Below are 14,289 nucleotides of genomic sequence, written 5' to 3' on the forward strand. Positions count from 1 at the left end.
ATGACCCGAAAAACGCTAGCACGCTCCGCCGGGATTACCCGCCAGAGCCTGTCTGGAGGCTGAAAAAGGCCATTTACAGGGTCGCGCAAGGCACATGGCCATCGTATACACTGCAGGAGCTCCCTCGGTTTTGGCCCCGTCCATGACGTACCTACGCCTGCTCCCACTCTTTCTCCTCGCAATGCTGGCGCCTGCCTTGAGTCAGGCCAACAGTCCGACGCTGCGCCTGCTCGCCTGGCCGGGCTATGCCGATGCCGACTTGGTGGAAGAGTTCGAGTCACGTCACCAGGTCAATGTCGAAGTCACCCTGGTCGGCAGCGATGATGTGCTGCGCAAGAAGCTGGCCCACAACCAGGGCGCCGACTACGACCTGATCGCCGCCAACACCGCGGAAATCGAGTACTACATCGGCCAGCAACTGCTGCAACCACTGCAGCCGGCGCGTATTGCCAACACCACCCGCCAGCTCTGGCGTTTTCGCGACTACCAGAAGATTCCCGGCATCACTGCCTCCGGCAAGGTCTACGCCATCCCGTACACCTACTCGGACATGGGCCTGATCTACGACCGCAAGCAGTTCAGTACGCCGCCACAATCGATCACCAGCATGTGGGACCCGCAATACCGCGGCAAGGTGCTGGCCTTCAATGGCAGCAGCCACAACTTCTCGCTGGCCAGCCTGGCCCGCGGCCGCGACCCGTTCCGTATTGCCAGCAACGATTTCCCCCAGGTCACCGAGCAACTGATCGCCCTGCGCCGCAACGTGCTGACCTTCTATTCCCTGCCGGAAGAAGCCGCCGACCTGTTCCGCGAACACTCCGTAGCCCTGCTGTTCGCCAACTACGGCCAGCAGCAACTCAAGCAACTGCGCGACGCCGGCGCCGATGTCGGTTATGTGATCCCCCGCGAAGGCGCCCTCGCCTGGCTCGACTGCTGGGCTATCAGCCGCGGCGCGCAAGACGTGGCCCTGGCCGAAGCCTGGATCAATTTCAGCCTGGAGACCCATGTCAGCCAGGCGTTGACCGCACGCCAGGGCCTGTCCAACACCCTGCAAGAGTCGTCAGGCAGCGACACCCCGGGGCAACTGATCTGGTTGCGTCCGGTCGAGGATGACGCCCGCCGTGCCGCCCTCTGGCAACGCATACTCTCCGGCGAGCGCCCACCGCTGCAGGAGGCGCCATGAAGTACGGTATCGCCTTCAAACTGGGCTGCCTGCTGGCGCTGTTCGGCATCCTGGTGACCGGCCTGACCGGCTACTACTCCTACAGCAGCAGCCGCAGCATGCTGCTCAAGGCCGTCGAGCGCGACTTGCTCACCGCCGCCCAGGTATTGGGGCGCAACCTGAGCAGCAGTATCGAAAACATCTCCCGCGATGCCCGTCTGCTGGCCGATGTCGCCAGCACGCGCGAGCTGCAGATGGTGATCGACCAGGGCGAGCGCGTGCATGCGGAAAACGATATTGCCACCCTGTTCCGCTCGCTGTTGCTGGTGCATCCCGAATACGTGCAGATCCGCCTGATCAGCACGGCTGGTCATGGCCTTGAGCAGGTTCGCGTGGATCGCGACGGCGAGCAGTTGGTGCAGGTTGACAGCAGCAACCTGCAGGAAAAAGGTCACTACTCCTACGTCTTCGACACCTTGCGCCTGCCGCCGGGGGAAGTGCGCCTGTCACCGATCGTGCTCAACCATGAACAGGGCGCGCATTCCGGCGTTGGCAAACCGACCCTGCATGTTTCTACCCCCGTGGCCGACCGCAAAGGCCAGGTGTTCGCCCTGATCGTGATCAACATCGATCTCGATCAATTGTTCAAACAGTTGCAGAGCGACCTGCCCGAGCAATACCAGGTTTACCTGGCCAATCGCTGGGGCGATCTGCTGATTCATCCGGATCAGCAGCGCACCTTCGGTTTCGACCAAGGCCGGCGCCAGTTCATTCAGGATGAGTTCCCGGAAGTCGCCCAACTACTCCTTAACGAAAAGCGCGCCAGCCTGGTCAGCCGCAGCGTGGACAAGGAGCGCAACGGCAATCTGGTCGCCGCCTTCGTGCGCCTGGACATCAACCCCAAAACCGCCGAACGCTTCGTCCTCCTGGGCCTCGGCCAGCCGCAAAAGCTGGTACTGGAAGAAGCTTCGCGACTGGGTCAGCGCATCGCGCAAATCGTCCTGCTGTTCAGCCTACTGGCGCTGACCATCGCCTTTATCGCCTCGCGCGCGCTGACCCGCCCGCTGAAAAGCATGACCGAAGCCGTGCAACTGTTCTCCCGCGAGCGGCGCATCCACGAACTGCCGCCACGCCGCGATGAACTGGGCGTGCTGGCCCGCAGCTTCCGCGAGATGCAGGAAGAAATCCTCACTCACCTGGAAGAGCTGACCGAGAGCCGCAGCGCCCTCGAACACCTGGCCCGACATGATCCGCTGACCGGCCTGCCCAACCGCCGGGTGTTCTTCGAGCGCCTCGAACACGCCCTGGCCAACTCACGGCGTAGCGGCAAGCAACTGGCCGTACTGTTCGTTGACCTCGACCACTTCAAGCAGCTCAATGACAACCTTGGCCACAGCCTCGGCGACCACGTGCTGCAGGCCGTCGCCAACCTGCTGCGCTCGGCCACCCGCGAAAGCGATACGGTGGCACGCCTGGGCGGCGACGAGTTCGTCATCCTTTTCGAGGTGGTGGAAGACCCGCAGCACATCGTCGCCATCCTCGAGAAGCTGCATGACCGCTTCCAGCTGTCCATGCTGATCGACGGCCACGAGGTGAAGGTGCAGGCGAGCATGGGCGTCAGCCTGTTCCCACGCGATGGCGACGATATCGAGGCGCTGGTGCAGCAGGCCGACCGCGCCATGTACGCGGCGAAGAATGCCGGCCGCAACACCTACGCCTTCAACCTCTCGGATACACCGAGCTAGGGCCTGTTGCCGTTTCACGGGAACAGGTCCTAACACCCGCTGGCCGCCCAGCAGCTATGCTGGGCGGTAACTCCCCTCGAATTTTCAGCGTGGTATCGCCCGGTGATTCCGCTTCTGATCTGCGACGACTCCGCCATGGCGCGCAAGCAGCTGATTCGCGCCCTGCCGGCCGACTGGCCGGTGAGCATCACCCAGGCCACCCAGGGTGAAGAAGGCCTCGCGGCCATCCGCCAGGGCCTTGGCCAGGTGGTGCTGCTCGACCTGACCATGCCGGTCATGGACGGCTATCAGGTACTCGCCCAGCTACGCAGTGAAGGCCTGCAGTGCAAGGTGGTAGTGGTCTCCGGCGATGTCCAGGAAGAAGCCCTGCGCCGCGTGCAGGAACTCGGCGCGCTGGGTTTCATCAAGAAACCGGCAGCACCCGAGGAACTGCGCGCCACACTGATGCGCCTGGGCCTGTACCACCCGCCGGCCATCCATGAGCCGCCCCAGCCAAGGTCCGAGCTGGCGCTCAAGGTCAACTTTCGCGACGCCCTGCGCGAGGTCAGCAACGTCGCCATGGGCCGGGCCGCGGCCCTGTTGGCCAAGGTGCTGAAGGTCTTCGTGCGCCTGCCGATCCCCAACGTCAACATCTTCGAGGTCAGCGAACTGCACATGGCCCTGCTCGATGCGCAGAGCGGCGAGCGCCTGAGTGCGGTGTGCCAGGGCTTCATTGGTGATGCGATTGCCGGCGAGGCACTGCTGCTGTTCCATGATTCGGAGACCGGCGACATCGCCCGCCTGCTCGGCTGGCAGCCACAGAACGACACGGAGACCTCGGAGATGCTGCTCGACCTGGCGAGCATCCTGATTGGCGCCTGTCTGTCCGGGATCGCCGAACAGATTGACGTGCGCTTCTCCCAGGGCCACCCGCAACTGCTCGGCCAGCACGCCTCCATCGAACAACTGATCGGCCTCAACCAGCAGCGCTGGAAGCAGACCCTGGCGGTAGAAATCAGCTACAGCCTGGAAGGCCACGCAGTGCATTTCGATCTGCTGCTGCTGTTCACCGAAGACTCGCTGGCGCGCCTGACCAAGAAAATTCAGTACCTGATGGAGTAACCCTGATGCCCGCGCAGATCGACATCAAGGAGTTGCACTGGCTGCTCGATATCGTGCAGTGCCTGGATGTCGGCGTGATCGTGTTGGATCGCGCCTACCGCATCGAGGTGTGGAACAGCTTCATGGAGAACCATTCCGGCCTGGGCTCCGACGAGGTGCAAGGGCACTGCCTGTTCGAGCTGTTCGGCGAAGTCGACGAGGCCTGGTTCCGGCGTAAGGTGGAAACCGTGGTGCAACTGGGCACCCGTGCCTTCAGCCTGTGGGAACAGCGCCCCTACCTGCTGCACTTCAAGAGCTATCAGCCAATCACCGGGCAGGCCGACTTCATGTACCAGAACGTCACTATCCTGCCGCTGGCCGCCATGGGCGAGATCGAGCATGTCTGCGTGATGCTCTACGACATGACCGATGCGGCCATGCATAAGCGCGGCAACCAGGCTCCGTAGCTACAACGCGGGCAGACCGATCAGGGTCTCTTCTTCGCCTTGCCACCGAAGCTCGGAGCCTTGCGCACCGCCTTGACCACCGGCGCGGCCGGTTCTTCGCTCTCCAGCCACTTGCCCAGGCCGGCCTTGCCGCCCACCACCTTGGGCTTCTTCGGCTTTTTCGGTTTCTTCAGCACCTGGCCACTGGCATCGGTCTGCGGCACCCGATGATCCGGCTCGAAGCCCGGCTCGTCGACCCGACGCAAGGTCTGGCGGATCAGCACTTCAATGGCCGAGAGCAGTTGCACTTCGTCGGCGCACACCAGCGACACCGCTTGGCCGGTAGCCCCAGCCCGGCCGGTACGGCCGATGCGGTGCACGTAGTCCTCGGCAACGATCGGCAGGTCGAGGTTGACCACCAGCGGCAGGTCGTCGATATCCAGGCCACGGGCCGCCACATCGGTGGCCGCCAGCACCCGCACTTCGCCGTCCTTGAAGCGCTGCAGGGCGCGCAGGCGCGACGGCTGCGGCTTGTCACCGTGAATCGAGTCGGCGGCGATGCCTTCGGCCAGCAGCAGTTTTTCCAGCTCGTCGACGCCCTTGCGCGTCTTCACGAACACCAGCACCTGGTCCCAGCGCTGGCTGCGATAGAGGTGCAGGAACAGTTCACTCTTGCGCTTCTTGTCCACCGTCACCAGCCACTGCTTGACGCTCTGCGCCGCGGCGTTGCGCGGGCTGACCTCGACGCTCAGCGGGTCGTGCAGCAGCTCCTTGGCCATGGTCCGGATGGCCTCGGAAAAGGTCGCGGAAAACAGCAGGGTCTGACGCTTTTTCGGCAGGGCGCAGAACACTTCGTCCAGCTCGCGGGCGAAGCCCAGGTCGAGCATACGGTCGGCCTCGTCCAGCACCAGCGCTTGCAGCTGGTTGAACTTCACCGCGTTCTGCCGGTACAGGTCGAGCAGCCGGCCAGGCGTGGCCACCAGCAGGTCGATGCCCTTGCGCAGTTTCATCATCTGCGGGTTGATGCTGACCCCGCCGTACACCGCATAGGTACGCAGCGGCAGGTTCTGCCCGTACTGCAGGATGCTCTGGTGCACCTGCTCGGCCAGCTCGCGGGTCGGCACCAGCACCAGGGCACGCACCGAGTTGCTCGCCACCTGGCCGCCTTCCATGGTCAGTTTTTGCAGCAGCGGCAGGGCGAAACCGGCGGTCTTGCCAGTGCCGGTCTGCGCCGCGGCGAGCAGATCGCGGCCCTTGAGCACGGCGGGGATCGCCTCCTTCTGCACCGGTGTCGGGGTGCGGTAGTCGAGGCTGTCGAGGGCGCGCAGCAGGGGGTCGATCAGGCCGAGGGCGGCGAAAGTCATGGCAGGTAACCGGCAAAAGGGAGAACAGGGCGCAAGTTTACCTGCTGCGTGCGGATCATGTAGCCCGGATGCAATCCGGGAACTCCGCGCCCCATGCCCTACCCCGGATTACCTCCGGGCTACGCCTTGAGCAGCGCGCGCACCTTGGCCGCCGAGAGTTTCTGCAGGCCGCACAGGTAGGCATGGCTGACTTCGGCCACGCCGTAGCGTTCGCGCAGGCGGCTGGCCAGCAGCAGGGTCAGGTTGGCCGCCATCTCCGCATCGGCCAGCGCGCGGTGGGCCTGGCCGGTGTCCGGCAGGCTGGCCCAGCGATTGAGGTTGCCCAGCTTGTGGCTGGGCGCCTCCGGCAACAGCCGGCGCGCCAGCAGCAGCGAGCAGGCGAATTCCTGGCTGCGCCGGCGGCGCAGCAGGGCCAGTTCGGCGTCCCAGAACTTCGAGTCGAAGGCGGCGTTGTGCGCCAACAAGGGCGTGCTGCCGACGAAATCGGCTACCTCGCCCATCACCTTGGCCACCGGCGGCGCGCTGCGCACCATGGCATTGCTGATGCCGGTGAGCTGCTCGATGAACGGCGGAATCCACGCCCCGGCATTCATCAGGCTCTGGTAGCGCTCGACGATCTGCCCGCCCTCGATGATCGCCACGCCGATCTCGGTCGGCCGGGCATTCTGCGCCGGCGACATGCCAGTGGTTTCAAAGTCGATTACGGCAATACGGTCCTGCATCCAGCGTCCTTAGTTTTTCAGCAACAGTGCGCCTTCAACCGGCACATAGTGGTCGGCGGCGCGGATCAGCGAGTTGGCGGTCAGCCCGGGCACGCCATACACGCAGCTGCTAACCCCGTGGGCGCTGCGCACTTTGTCCAGCAACAGGTCGAAGTCACCATCGCCGGAAGCCAGCACCACTTCATCGACCCGTGGCGCAGCATCCAGCACATCGATGCAGATGCCTACGTCCCAATCGCCCTTGGCCGAGCCGTCGCTGCGCTGGATAAAGGGCTTCAGGCGCACCTCGAAGCCCAGGTTGCGCAGGATCTGCTGGAACTGCCGCTGCTTGGGGTCGCCCCGGTCGATGGCATAGGCGTAGGCCTCGACGATCTGCCCACCGCCACTGACCTCGGCCCACAGGGCGGCATAGTTGAAGTGGCAGCCATGGGCCTGGCGCACGGTGTAGTAGAGGTTCTGTACATCGGCGAACAGGGCGATTTTCTTCACGGGGTGGCCTGGCAATGAAAGCGGCGGCCATTATGCGTCAGCCTGTCGCAATGCGCGCCATGTTCCCCCGCCCCGGCCATCGGCTAAAGTAAAAGCTGAAGCACTGCCGCGAAACCAGCCATGAACCCACTCAGCGTCCTGCGCGACTCCTTCCTCTTCTGCAGCCGCAACCTGCACAGTATTGCGCCGCTGTGTCTGCCGCTGATTGCCTTGGAGTGCCTGCTGCGCGCGGTGGTCGCCGGCCTGGTGCCGGTCGAGCACTCGCCCACCTACGAACTGCTGGTCGGCCTAGCCATCTACCCACTGTACAGTGCCGCGCTGATCCTGTTTCTCGACGCGCGCAGCCAAGGGCGCCGGCCGAGCCTGCGCAACCTGCTGGCGGCCAGCGTGCTGCAATGGCCGAGCTTCGCCGTGCTGGCCGGGCTGAGCACCCTGCTGATCATGCTGGCCGCGCAGGCCTTTGTCCTGCCGGCGCTGTGGGTGATGGTCAAGCTGGCATTCGCCGAGTACCTGCTGGTGCTGCGCGGGCTGACGCCGCTGCAGGCGATGCGGGAAAGCTTCATGCTAACCATCGGGCACTTCTGGTCGCTGCTGGCCTGCGTGCTGCTGGTGATCGTGCCGTTGTGGCTGCTCGACGACTGGACCCTGCAGCTGCTCGGCGAACAGCCGGACGCGGTCGGCAGCCTGCTGCTGGACATCTTCAACGGCTTCCTCCAGCTGTTCTCCACGGTGGTGCTGTTCCGCTGCTTCATGCTCTGCACCCCGCAACCGGCAGAGGAAAGCCATAGCAGCTAGCAGCCGCTGCGGCGAGCTTGTGCAAGCGAACCTGGGTAGTTGAATTCGCCAGACAGGCCGCTAGGCTAACCGGTTGGGTTTATCCAGGGAGGAATCAACATGTCCGAGCCGAACCCCAGCATCCTGTCCCATGTGTCGATTGGCAGCAACCGCTTCGACCAGGCCGTGGCCTTCTACGACAAGGTTCTGGCCACCCTCGGTTGCAAGCGCATCCTGGCCCATCCCGGTGCGGTGGCCTGGGGCCGCGAATACCCGGAGTTCTGGGTGCAGACACCGATCAACGGCCAGCCGGCGAATGTTGGCAACGGCACCCACTTCGGCTTCGTCGCCCCAGACAAGGAGGCCGTGCAGGCCTTCTACGCTGCAGCCCTGGAAGCAGGCGCCAGCCCCGACGGCCCGCCCGGGCCACGTCCGGACTATGGCGAGCCCTACTATGGCTGCTTCGTGCGTGACCTCGACGGGCACAAGATCGAAGCCGCCTACTGGGACATGGAACAGGTCTACGAGCTGTATACCGAACCACACAACCACTGAACGCGGTTCGTATCGGCAATCGCAGCTAGCGGCTGGAACCCGGCTTCAAGCCGGATAAGCGCGGCAGCAGCACGCGCTCGAACAGGCGCGGGAAGAAGCGCGCCAGCAGCCGTGCGCGCCAGTTGATGTTGGACAGCACCAGCAAGCGCCGACGCTGCAACGCACCGCGATAAATGGCGTCGGCCACGTCCTGGGCCGAAGCCACCTTGCCGATGGCCAACGGCGGTTGCTGGGCCATCGAGCCATCGCCGACCAGGGCATTCTTGCGCAGGTCGGTGGCGGTGAACCCCGGACACACCAGCATCACATTCACCCCCGAGCCCTTGAGTTCGGCACGCAAAGTTTCGAACAGGCCGTGCAGGGCATGCTTGCTGGCGTTGTAGGCACTGCGATAAAGCAATGGAGCGAAGCCGGACAGCGAGCTGAGCACGATGATCTGCCCACGCCGGGCGATCAGGCTGGGCAGCGCGGCCCGGGTGCAATGCACGGCGCCGAAATAGTTGACCGCCATGATTCGCTGGAACACCGCCAGCTCGGTCTCGGCGAAGGTGCTGCGGTGGGTGATGCCGGCGTTGTTGATCAGCACGTCGATGCCGCCAAAGCGTTCGCAGGCAAGGGCTATGGCCTGCTCGACCGCCAGCGCATCGGCCACGTCACAGCGCAAGCCGAGGGCATCGCAGTTGTGGTGGTCGCGCAGGTGCTGCACCAGGCTGTCCAGCTCGGTCTGCTGCAGATCGAGGATTACCAGGCGGGCGCCGGCCTGGGCCAGGCGCATGGCCAGGGCGCGGCCGATGCCGGCACAGCCACCGGTGACCAGCACCACCTTGCGTTCGAATACCTTGTTGGCGAAAACCTTGCGATACATGCGAGCCCCCGTGGTTGTGCAATCCGCCGCCGCGCAAATAAGCCGGCGAGCAGCAACAGCTTATGCGCTACAGATCATTGTGCGTACCATCGCACAAGGGTGGCGTCTGGCTGTGCTTGCAGCCACAGAAATACAGGGTCTCGCTGCGCTCGGCATGCAGCTTCAACGGGCGCAGGTCAGTGCCCTGGTGTGATCCATCGCAGAACGGCTGTTTGCCACTGCGCCCGCAGCGGCACCAGAAGTAATCCTGACCGGCCACCACATCCACGGCATAAGGGCCGCGCTGGGCAATCTGCACCTCACTCATCGACAACCTCCTGGGCACTGGCAGTCAGCGTGCCGCGGCATGCTGCGGGCGCGCATCTCGGGTATGCTCGTGTCCTTCCAGCATAGTCCAGCCCGGCCGATGACCCTGCCCCGCCCCCTGCGCCTCCTTCTGCTCGGCCTGCTGAGCAGCGCCATCATTCTCGCGGCGCTGGTCTACAGCCTGACCTGGCACCCGGCCGCCCGCGAGCCGGCCAGCCTGATCTGCCCAGCCAATGCTCCTGTGCTGCAACCCGGCCAGGCCCTCAAGGTGATGACCTGGAACGTGCAGTTCCTCGCCGGCAAGCGCTACGTGTTCTGGCATGACCTGGCCGACGGCCAGGATCAACGCCCGACCGCGACCGACCTGGCCTACAACCTCGATGAAGTGGCGCGGGTGATCCGCGACGAGCAGCCGGACCTGGTGCTGCTGCAGGAATTGCACAACGGCGCCCGTGCCACTGACTACCAGAACCAGCTGCAGCTGCTGCAGGAACGCCTCAACGACCTCTACCCCTGCAGTGCGGCGACCTTCTACTGGCAGGCCGCCTTCGTCCCGCACCCACAGATCATGGGCAGCGTCGGCATGCAGCTGGCCACCCTCAGCCGCGTGCGCATTGCCCGCGCGGAGCGCCTGCAGCTGCCACGCGTGCGCAGCAACCTGCTGAGCCGCCAGTTCCAGCCCCAGCATGCGCTGCTGACCAGCTACCTGCCGCTGGCCAACGGCCAGGAGCTGGTGGCAATCAACACCCAATTGGCCGAACCCAGTCGTGCCAGCGACGACGGTGCCCGTCAGGTCGCCATGTCCGGCAGCCTGCTCGACCAGTTGGAAAGCCAGCGCACGCCCTGGCTGTTTGCCGGCGACCTCAATCGACTGCCACCTGGCCCGCAATACCAGCAGCTCGGCGCCGCCCAACGTCAGCACTTCCAGGCGCAGAGCGAACTGACGCCGCTGCTGGCGCGCTACCCGAGCATTCCCACCGCGCAGGAGGCCGAACAAGCCGCCTGGCACACCCAGCAGCCCAACGACCCGCAGCTCAACGCTGCCGATCGCACGGTCGATTACCTGCTTTACAGCCCCCGCCTGGTAAGGCTCGATGCGCAGGTACGGAGTAGCGATACGCAGCGTATTTCCGACCACCTGCCGGTTAGCGCACGCCTGCTGCTGCCGCTCGACTGACCAGTCAGACCGGGGCGCTGGACAAAGCCCACAGCTGCCGCCATGCTCAGGCTCACTTGCAGTATGCAATAACAACAAGACGGCCGCAGAGCCGCGAAGTAGACGATGCCAAGACTTTTTTTAGCTGCCCTACTGGCCTGGGTCTGCTGCGCTGGCGCACAGATCCAGGCGGCCGATAACCTGCATCCGGTAACTGTCGGCTATTACGAGTTCCCGCCCTATTCCTGGACCGGTGAAGATGGCCAGCCACGCGGCAGCGTGCTGGCCCTGACCGAGCGCCTGCTCCGCCATGCCGGCTACCGTGGCATCTACCGCTCGTTTCCGGGCGCGCGTCTGTATGCCGGCCTGCAGGATGGCAGCGTGCAGCTGTGGCCAGGTGCAGGCGGCAAGACCGAGCTACGCGGCCATACCCTGGAGGCGCGCAACCACTTCGGCGAGATCAACCTGGCGCTTTACTACCGCAAGGACACGCCCAAGCCGAAGATCCCCGAAGACCTGGCCGGGCGCGGCATCATCCTGATCAGCGGCTACAGCTACTGGAAAGCGGTCAACGACATGCTCAACGACCCGAGCCTGGGCCTGATCACCCATCGCACCAGCACCCACCAGGCCGCCCTGGAAATGCTCCAGCGCCATCGCGGCGACTTCCTCGTCGACTACCAGCAGCCGGTCGAACAGGTCATCAAGAGCCTGGGCGCCGAGCCCCTGCCATTCACCGTACTGCATAGCCTGCAACTACGCTTTGTCGCTTCGCGCCATGTCGAAGGCAGCGCCATCCTGCTCGAGGCCCTGGATCGCGCCTATGACGAACTGCAGGCAGCAGGCGCCGACCTCAACGTGCGCTAAGCACCTGTCCTCGCAAAGGGGGGCGCCATGCACACCAGAAAGCCGGCAGAGGGTCTCTGCTACGCGCCCTGCACAAGGCTTGCGCACAAGGTTGCTAGATCGCCTGCCTGGGTGGCATTGCGTAGCCCCAAAAGATCACCCAGATCTCTGCCCCTTATTTGCGCGGCTTGGCTCGTGCCGTCGGCTCGGCGATCAGCGGGTCATCTGGCCAATAGTGTTTCGGGTAACGCCCCTTGAGATCCTTCTTCACCTCCAGGTAGGTGTTGGCCCAGAAGCTGGCCAGGTCCTGGGTCACCTGCACCGGGCGCCGCGCCGGCGACAGCAGGTGCAGCTTGAGCCCCAGACGGCCGCCGGCGATGCGCGGGGTGGCGGCCAGGCCGAACAGCTCCTGCAGACGCACCGCCAGCACCGGCGGCTCCTCGCTGTAGTCGATGCCGATACGTGAGCCGGACGGCACAGCCAGGCTGCGCGGCGCCAGCTCGTCGAGCTGCTGCGGCAGCGGCCAGGGCAGCAGGCCGGCGAGGATGCCGGGCAGCTCCAGGTTGGCAAAATGACTGAGCCGGCTGACCTTGCCCAGATAGGGCTGCAACCAGTCTTCCAAACTGGCCAGCAACGCCGCATCACTGAGGTCGGGCCAGGCACTGGCGCCCTTGTCCTGCAGGTCCAACCGCCGCAGCAGCGCCACCCGCCCCTGCCACTGGCGCAGTTCGGGCGTCCAGGGCAGCAGCTCCAGGCCCTTGCGCCGCACCAGGCCAAGCAGGGCGCGCGCCCGTGCACTGTCGTCCAGGCCACTCAAAGCCTCGCTGCTGAGCACCAGCGCGCCGATCTTGCGCTGACGTTCGGCACGCAACACGCCTTCGCGCTCGTCCCACTCCAGCTCCTCGACCTGGCTGACCTGTTCGGCCAGCACGCCGTCGAACAGCGTGGGATCGAGATCGGCGGCCAGATAGATGCGCTCCTCGCGCTGGCCCTGGCGACTGCCGAGGTCGGCGATCACCAGCCACTCGTGTTTCATCAAGGCATCCGGCTCGCCGAACTGCGCCGCACGGCCGTTGGCCAGGCGGTAGTCGCCGCCCCCCGCACGGCGCTGGCGGGCGACCCGATCCGGATAGGCAAACGCCAGCAGGCAGCCGAGCCAGCGCGGATGCCCGGCATCGGCCACCGCCTCGCGGGCCGGGCCACGCAGGTAGCTACGAAACTGCCGGGCCAGCTGGCGCGCGCGCTGCACACCGCCCTTGGCGCCGCGCTGGGCCTTGTCCTCGCCGCTGAGCAGGGCAATGCGGCTGTGCAGGTCGGCGCCGGCGCCACGCAGGATGTCGCGCTCGCCGAGCAACGCAGCCAGGTCACAGGCCAGGTTGCCCAGGCCCAGGGCCTGGCCGCGCAACAGCAGATGGGCGATGCGCGGGTGCGCCGGCAGCTCTGCCATGGCCTGGCCGTGTGGCGTCAATACACCGCGCCCGTCCAGGGCGCCGAGGCGCTGCAGCAGCTCGCGGGCCTGAGCGAACGGCGCGGCCGGCGGTGCATCGAGAAAGGCCAGCTCGCCGGGCTCGACACCCCAGCGCGCCAGCTGCAAAGCCAGGCCGGCCAGGTCGGCCGCGAGGATTTCCGCCGTGCCGTAAGCGGCCAACTGCTCGTGCTGGGCCTGCGACCACAGCCGATAACACACACCCGGTTCCAGGCGCCCGGCCCGGCCGGCACGCTGGGTGGCGCTAGCGCGGGAGATGCGCTGGGTGTCCAGGCGGGTCATGCCGCTGGCCGGGTCGAAGCGTGGCACCCGCGCCAGGCCGGCATCCACCACCACGCGCACGCCGTCGATGGTCAGGCTGGTCTCGGCGATATTGGTCGCCAGCACCACCTTGCGCTTGCCCGCCGGCGCCGCCTCGATAGCCGCACGCTGGGCGCTCAGGTCCAGCTCGCCATGCAGCGGGCAGAGCAGGATCTCATCGCGCCCCCGCAAGGCTTCCGCCAGTTGTTCATGCACCCGACGGATCTCGGCCTGGCCGGGAAGGAACAGCAACAGGCTGCCCGGCTCATCGGCCAGGGCCTGCAGCACGGTCTGCGTGACGCGCTGCTCGATCCACTCGCCGGGCTGGAACGGGCTGCCCCAGCGGATATCCACCGGATGCATGCGCCCTTCACTGGACACCACCGAAGCATCATTAAGCAGGCGCGACAGGCGCTCGCCTTCCAGGGTCGCCGACATCAGCAGCACCTTCAGCGGCGGATCGTCGCGCAGCAGCTCGCGGCCGTTAAGGGTCAGGGCCAGCGCCAGGTCAGCATCTAGGCTGCGCTCGTGGAACTCGTCAAAAATGACCAGACCGACGCCCTCCAGCGCCGGATCATCCTGCAGGCGGCGGGCGAGGATGCCTTCAGTGACCACCTCGATGCGTGTGCGCGGGCCGACCTTGCTCTCCAGGCGGATGCGGTAACCGACCGTTTCGCCGACCTGCTCACCCAGCTCGCTGGCCAAGCGCTCGGCGGCGGCCCGCGCCGCCAGGCGGCGCGGTTCGAGCATGAGGATGCGCTGCCCGGCCAGCCAGGCTTCGTCGAGCAGGGCCAGCGGCACGCGGGTGGTCTTGCCGGCGCCGGGCGGGGCTTCCAGCACGGCCTCGTGGCGCTCGGCCAGGGCGGCGCGCAGGGCAGGCAAAACGGCGTCTATGGGTAAGGGGGTCATGGCGGCTCCGCAAACAAGGCGGCGATTATAGGCTGTGCCACTGCCGAACCGGGCAGCTCCTGCACGGTCTGAAGTTCAGCCATC

At 65.7% G+C, this 14,289-nt stretch carries 14 protein-coding genes; 8 read left to right on the forward strand and 6 right to left on the reverse strand.

All coding sequences use genetic code 11. The features are described from left to right. Window positions 1-196 precede the first annotated feature (196 nt). The 4 genes from H3H45_RS14305 (at window position 197) to H3H45_RS14320 (ending at window position 4,454) form a co-directional block, all read left to right on the forward strand. The gene (locus H3H45_RS14305) at window positions 197-1,183 is read left to right on the forward strand and encodes an extracellular solute-binding protein (protein ID WP_235983702.1); all 987 of its coding nucleotides are present in this window, start codon (window positions 197-199) and stop codon (window positions 1,181-1,183) included. Next, window positions 1,180-2,907, forward strand: a complete 1,728-nt coding sequence (locus tag H3H45_RS14310) for a diguanylate cyclase domain-containing protein (RefSeq protein WP_182834408.1) — start codon at window positions 1,180-1,182, stop codon at window positions 2,905-2,907. Before H3H45_RS14305 ends, H3H45_RS14310 begins: the two co-directional genes overlap by 4 nt. A gap of 102 nt (window positions 2,908-3,009) precedes the next feature. Next, on the forward strand, window positions 3,010-4,008 hold the full coding sequence (locus tag H3H45_RS14315; RefSeq protein ID WP_182834409.1) for a response regulator: 999 nt from the start codon (window positions 3,010-3,012) through the stop codon (window positions 4,006-4,008). Window positions 4,009-4,013: 5 nt separating this feature from the next. After that, window positions 4,014-4,454 carry a PAS domain-containing protein gene (locus tag H3H45_RS14320; protein WP_182834410.1) on the forward strand — a complete coding sequence of 147 codons (441 nt, stop codon included), beginning with the start codon at window positions 4,014-4,016 and terminating at the stop codon, window positions 4,452-4,454. A gap of 20 nt (window positions 4,455-4,474) precedes the next feature. On the opposite strand, the gene H3H45_RS14325 is transcribed toward H3H45_RS14320, so the two are convergent. The 3 genes from H3H45_RS14325 to H3H45_RS14335 form a co-directional block, all read right to left on the reverse strand. Further along, a complete protein-coding gene (locus H3H45_RS14325; RefSeq protein ID WP_182834411.1) occupies window positions 4,475-5,797 on the reverse strand; it encodes a DEAD/DEAH box helicase in 1,323 nt (440 codons plus the stop codon). A 119-nt stretch (window positions 5,798-5,916) separates the two neighbouring features. Continuing rightward, complete coding sequence (locus H3H45_RS14330; protein WP_182834412.1) at window positions 5,917-6,519, reverse strand: 3'-5' exonuclease; 603 nt, start codon at window positions 6,517-6,519, stop codon at window positions 5,917-5,919. 9 nt (window positions 6,520-6,528) lie between these two features. Beyond that, on the reverse strand, window positions 6,529-7,008 hold the full coding sequence (locus tag H3H45_RS14335; protein ID WP_182834413.1) for an NYN domain-containing protein: 480 nt from the start codon (window positions 7,006-7,008) through the stop codon (window positions 6,529-6,531). A gap of 120 nt (window positions 7,009-7,128) precedes the next feature. Between H3H45_RS14335 and H3H45_RS14340 the strand changes: the two genes are divergently transcribed. After that, on the forward strand, window positions 7,129-7,803 hold the full coding sequence (locus H3H45_RS14340; protein WP_182834414.1) for a hypothetical protein: 675 nt from the start codon (window positions 7,129-7,131) through the stop codon (window positions 7,801-7,803). Window positions 7,804-7,902: 99 nt separating this feature from the next. Continuing rightward, window positions 7,903-8,337 carry a VOC family protein gene (locus H3H45_RS14345; RefSeq protein WP_182834415.1) on the forward strand — a complete coding sequence of 145 codons (435 nt, stop codon included), beginning with the start codon at window positions 7,903-7,905 and terminating at the stop codon, window positions 8,335-8,337. 25 nt (window positions 8,338-8,362) lie between these two features. Here the strand turns inward: H3H45_RS14345 and H3H45_RS14350 are convergent, their stop codons facing one another. Further along, complete coding sequence (locus tag H3H45_RS14350) at window positions 8,363-9,202, reverse strand: SDR family oxidoreductase (RefSeq protein ID WP_182834416.1); 840 nt, start codon at window positions 9,200-9,202, stop codon at window positions 8,363-8,365. A 67-nt stretch (window positions 9,203-9,269) separates the two neighbouring features. Next, a complete protein-coding gene (locus H3H45_RS14355; protein WP_182834417.1) occupies window positions 9,270-9,509 on the reverse strand; it encodes a CDGSH iron-sulfur domain-containing protein in 240 nt (79 codons plus the stop codon). A gap of 99 nt (window positions 9,510-9,608) precedes the next feature. Between H3H45_RS14355 and H3H45_RS14360 the strand changes: the two genes are divergently transcribed. Then, window positions 9,609-10,685: an endonuclease/exonuclease/phosphatase family protein gene (locus H3H45_RS14360; protein WP_182834418.1), complete on the forward strand. Its 1,077-nt coding sequence runs from the start codon at window positions 9,609-9,611 to the stop codon at window positions 10,683-10,685. Between the two features lie 105 nt (window positions 10,686-10,790). Then, window positions 10,791-11,531: a substrate-binding periplasmic protein gene (locus tag H3H45_RS14365; protein ID WP_182834419.1), complete on the forward strand. Its 741-nt coding sequence runs from the start codon at window positions 10,791-10,793 to the stop codon at window positions 11,529-11,531. A gap of 154 nt (window positions 11,532-11,685) precedes the next feature. On the opposite strand, the gene hrpB is transcribed toward H3H45_RS14365, so the two are convergent. After that, the gene (gene hrpB, locus H3H45_RS14370) at window positions 11,686-14,205 is read right to left on the reverse strand and encodes an ATP-dependent helicase HrpB (RefSeq protein WP_182834420.1); all 2,520 of its coding nucleotides are present in this window, start codon (window positions 14,203-14,205) and stop codon (window positions 11,686-11,688) included. Window positions 14,206-14,289 lie beyond the last annotated feature (84 nt).

The sequence above is a fragment of the Aquipseudomonas guryensis genome, assembly GCF_014164785.1.
GTDB classification, from domain to species: domain Bacteria; phylum Pseudomonadota; class Gammaproteobacteria; order Pseudomonadales; family Pseudomonadaceae; genus Aquipseudomonas; species Aquipseudomonas guryensis.

What these genes read in the sequence shown, in the direction of transcription:
- H3H45_RS14310 (WP_182834408.1), top strand. Translation starts at nt 1,180, where the DNA reads ATGAAGTACGGTATCGCCTTCAAACTGGGCTGCCTGCTGGCGCTGTTC.
- H3H45_RS14320 (WP_182834410.1), top strand. Translation starts at nt 4,014, where the DNA reads ATGCCCGCGCAGATCGACATCAAGGAGTTGCACTGGCTGCTCGATATC.
- H3H45_RS14325 (WP_182834411.1), bottom strand. Translation starts at nt 5,797, where the DNA reads ATGACTTTCGCCGCCCTCGGCCTGATCGACCCCCTGCTGCGCGCCCTC.
- H3H45_RS14330 (WP_182834412.1), bottom strand. Translation starts at nt 6,519, where the DNA reads ATGCAGGACCGTATTGCCGTAATCGACTTTGAAACCACTGGCATGTCG.
- H3H45_RS14340 (WP_182834414.1), top strand. Translation starts at nt 7,129, where the DNA reads ATGAACCCACTCAGCGTCCTGCGCGACTCCTTCCTCTTCTGCAGCCGC.
- H3H45_RS14345 (WP_182834415.1), top strand. Translation starts at nt 7,903, where the DNA reads ATGTCCGAGCCGAACCCCAGCATCCTGTCCCATGTGTCGATTGGCAGC.
- H3H45_RS14350 (WP_182834416.1), bottom strand. Translation starts at nt 9,202, where the DNA reads ATGTATCGCAAGGTTTTCGCCAACAAGGTATTCGAACGCAAGGTGGTG.
- H3H45_RS14355 (WP_182834417.1), bottom strand. Translation starts at nt 9,509, where the DNA reads ATGAGTGAGGTGCAGATTGCCCAGCGCGGCCCTTATGCCGTGGATGTG.
- H3H45_RS14360 (WP_182834418.1), top strand. Translation starts at nt 9,609, where the DNA reads ATGACCCTGCCCCGCCCCCTGCGCCTCCTTCTGCTCGGCCTGCTGAGC.
- H3H45_RS14365 (WP_182834419.1), top strand. Translation starts at nt 10,791, where the DNA reads ATGCCAAGACTTTTTTTAGCTGCCCTACTGGCCTGGGTCTGCTGCGCT.
- hrpB (WP_182834420.1), bottom strand. Translation starts at nt 14,205, where the DNA reads ATGACCCCCTTACCCATAGACGCCGTTTTGCCTGCCCTGCGCGCCGCC.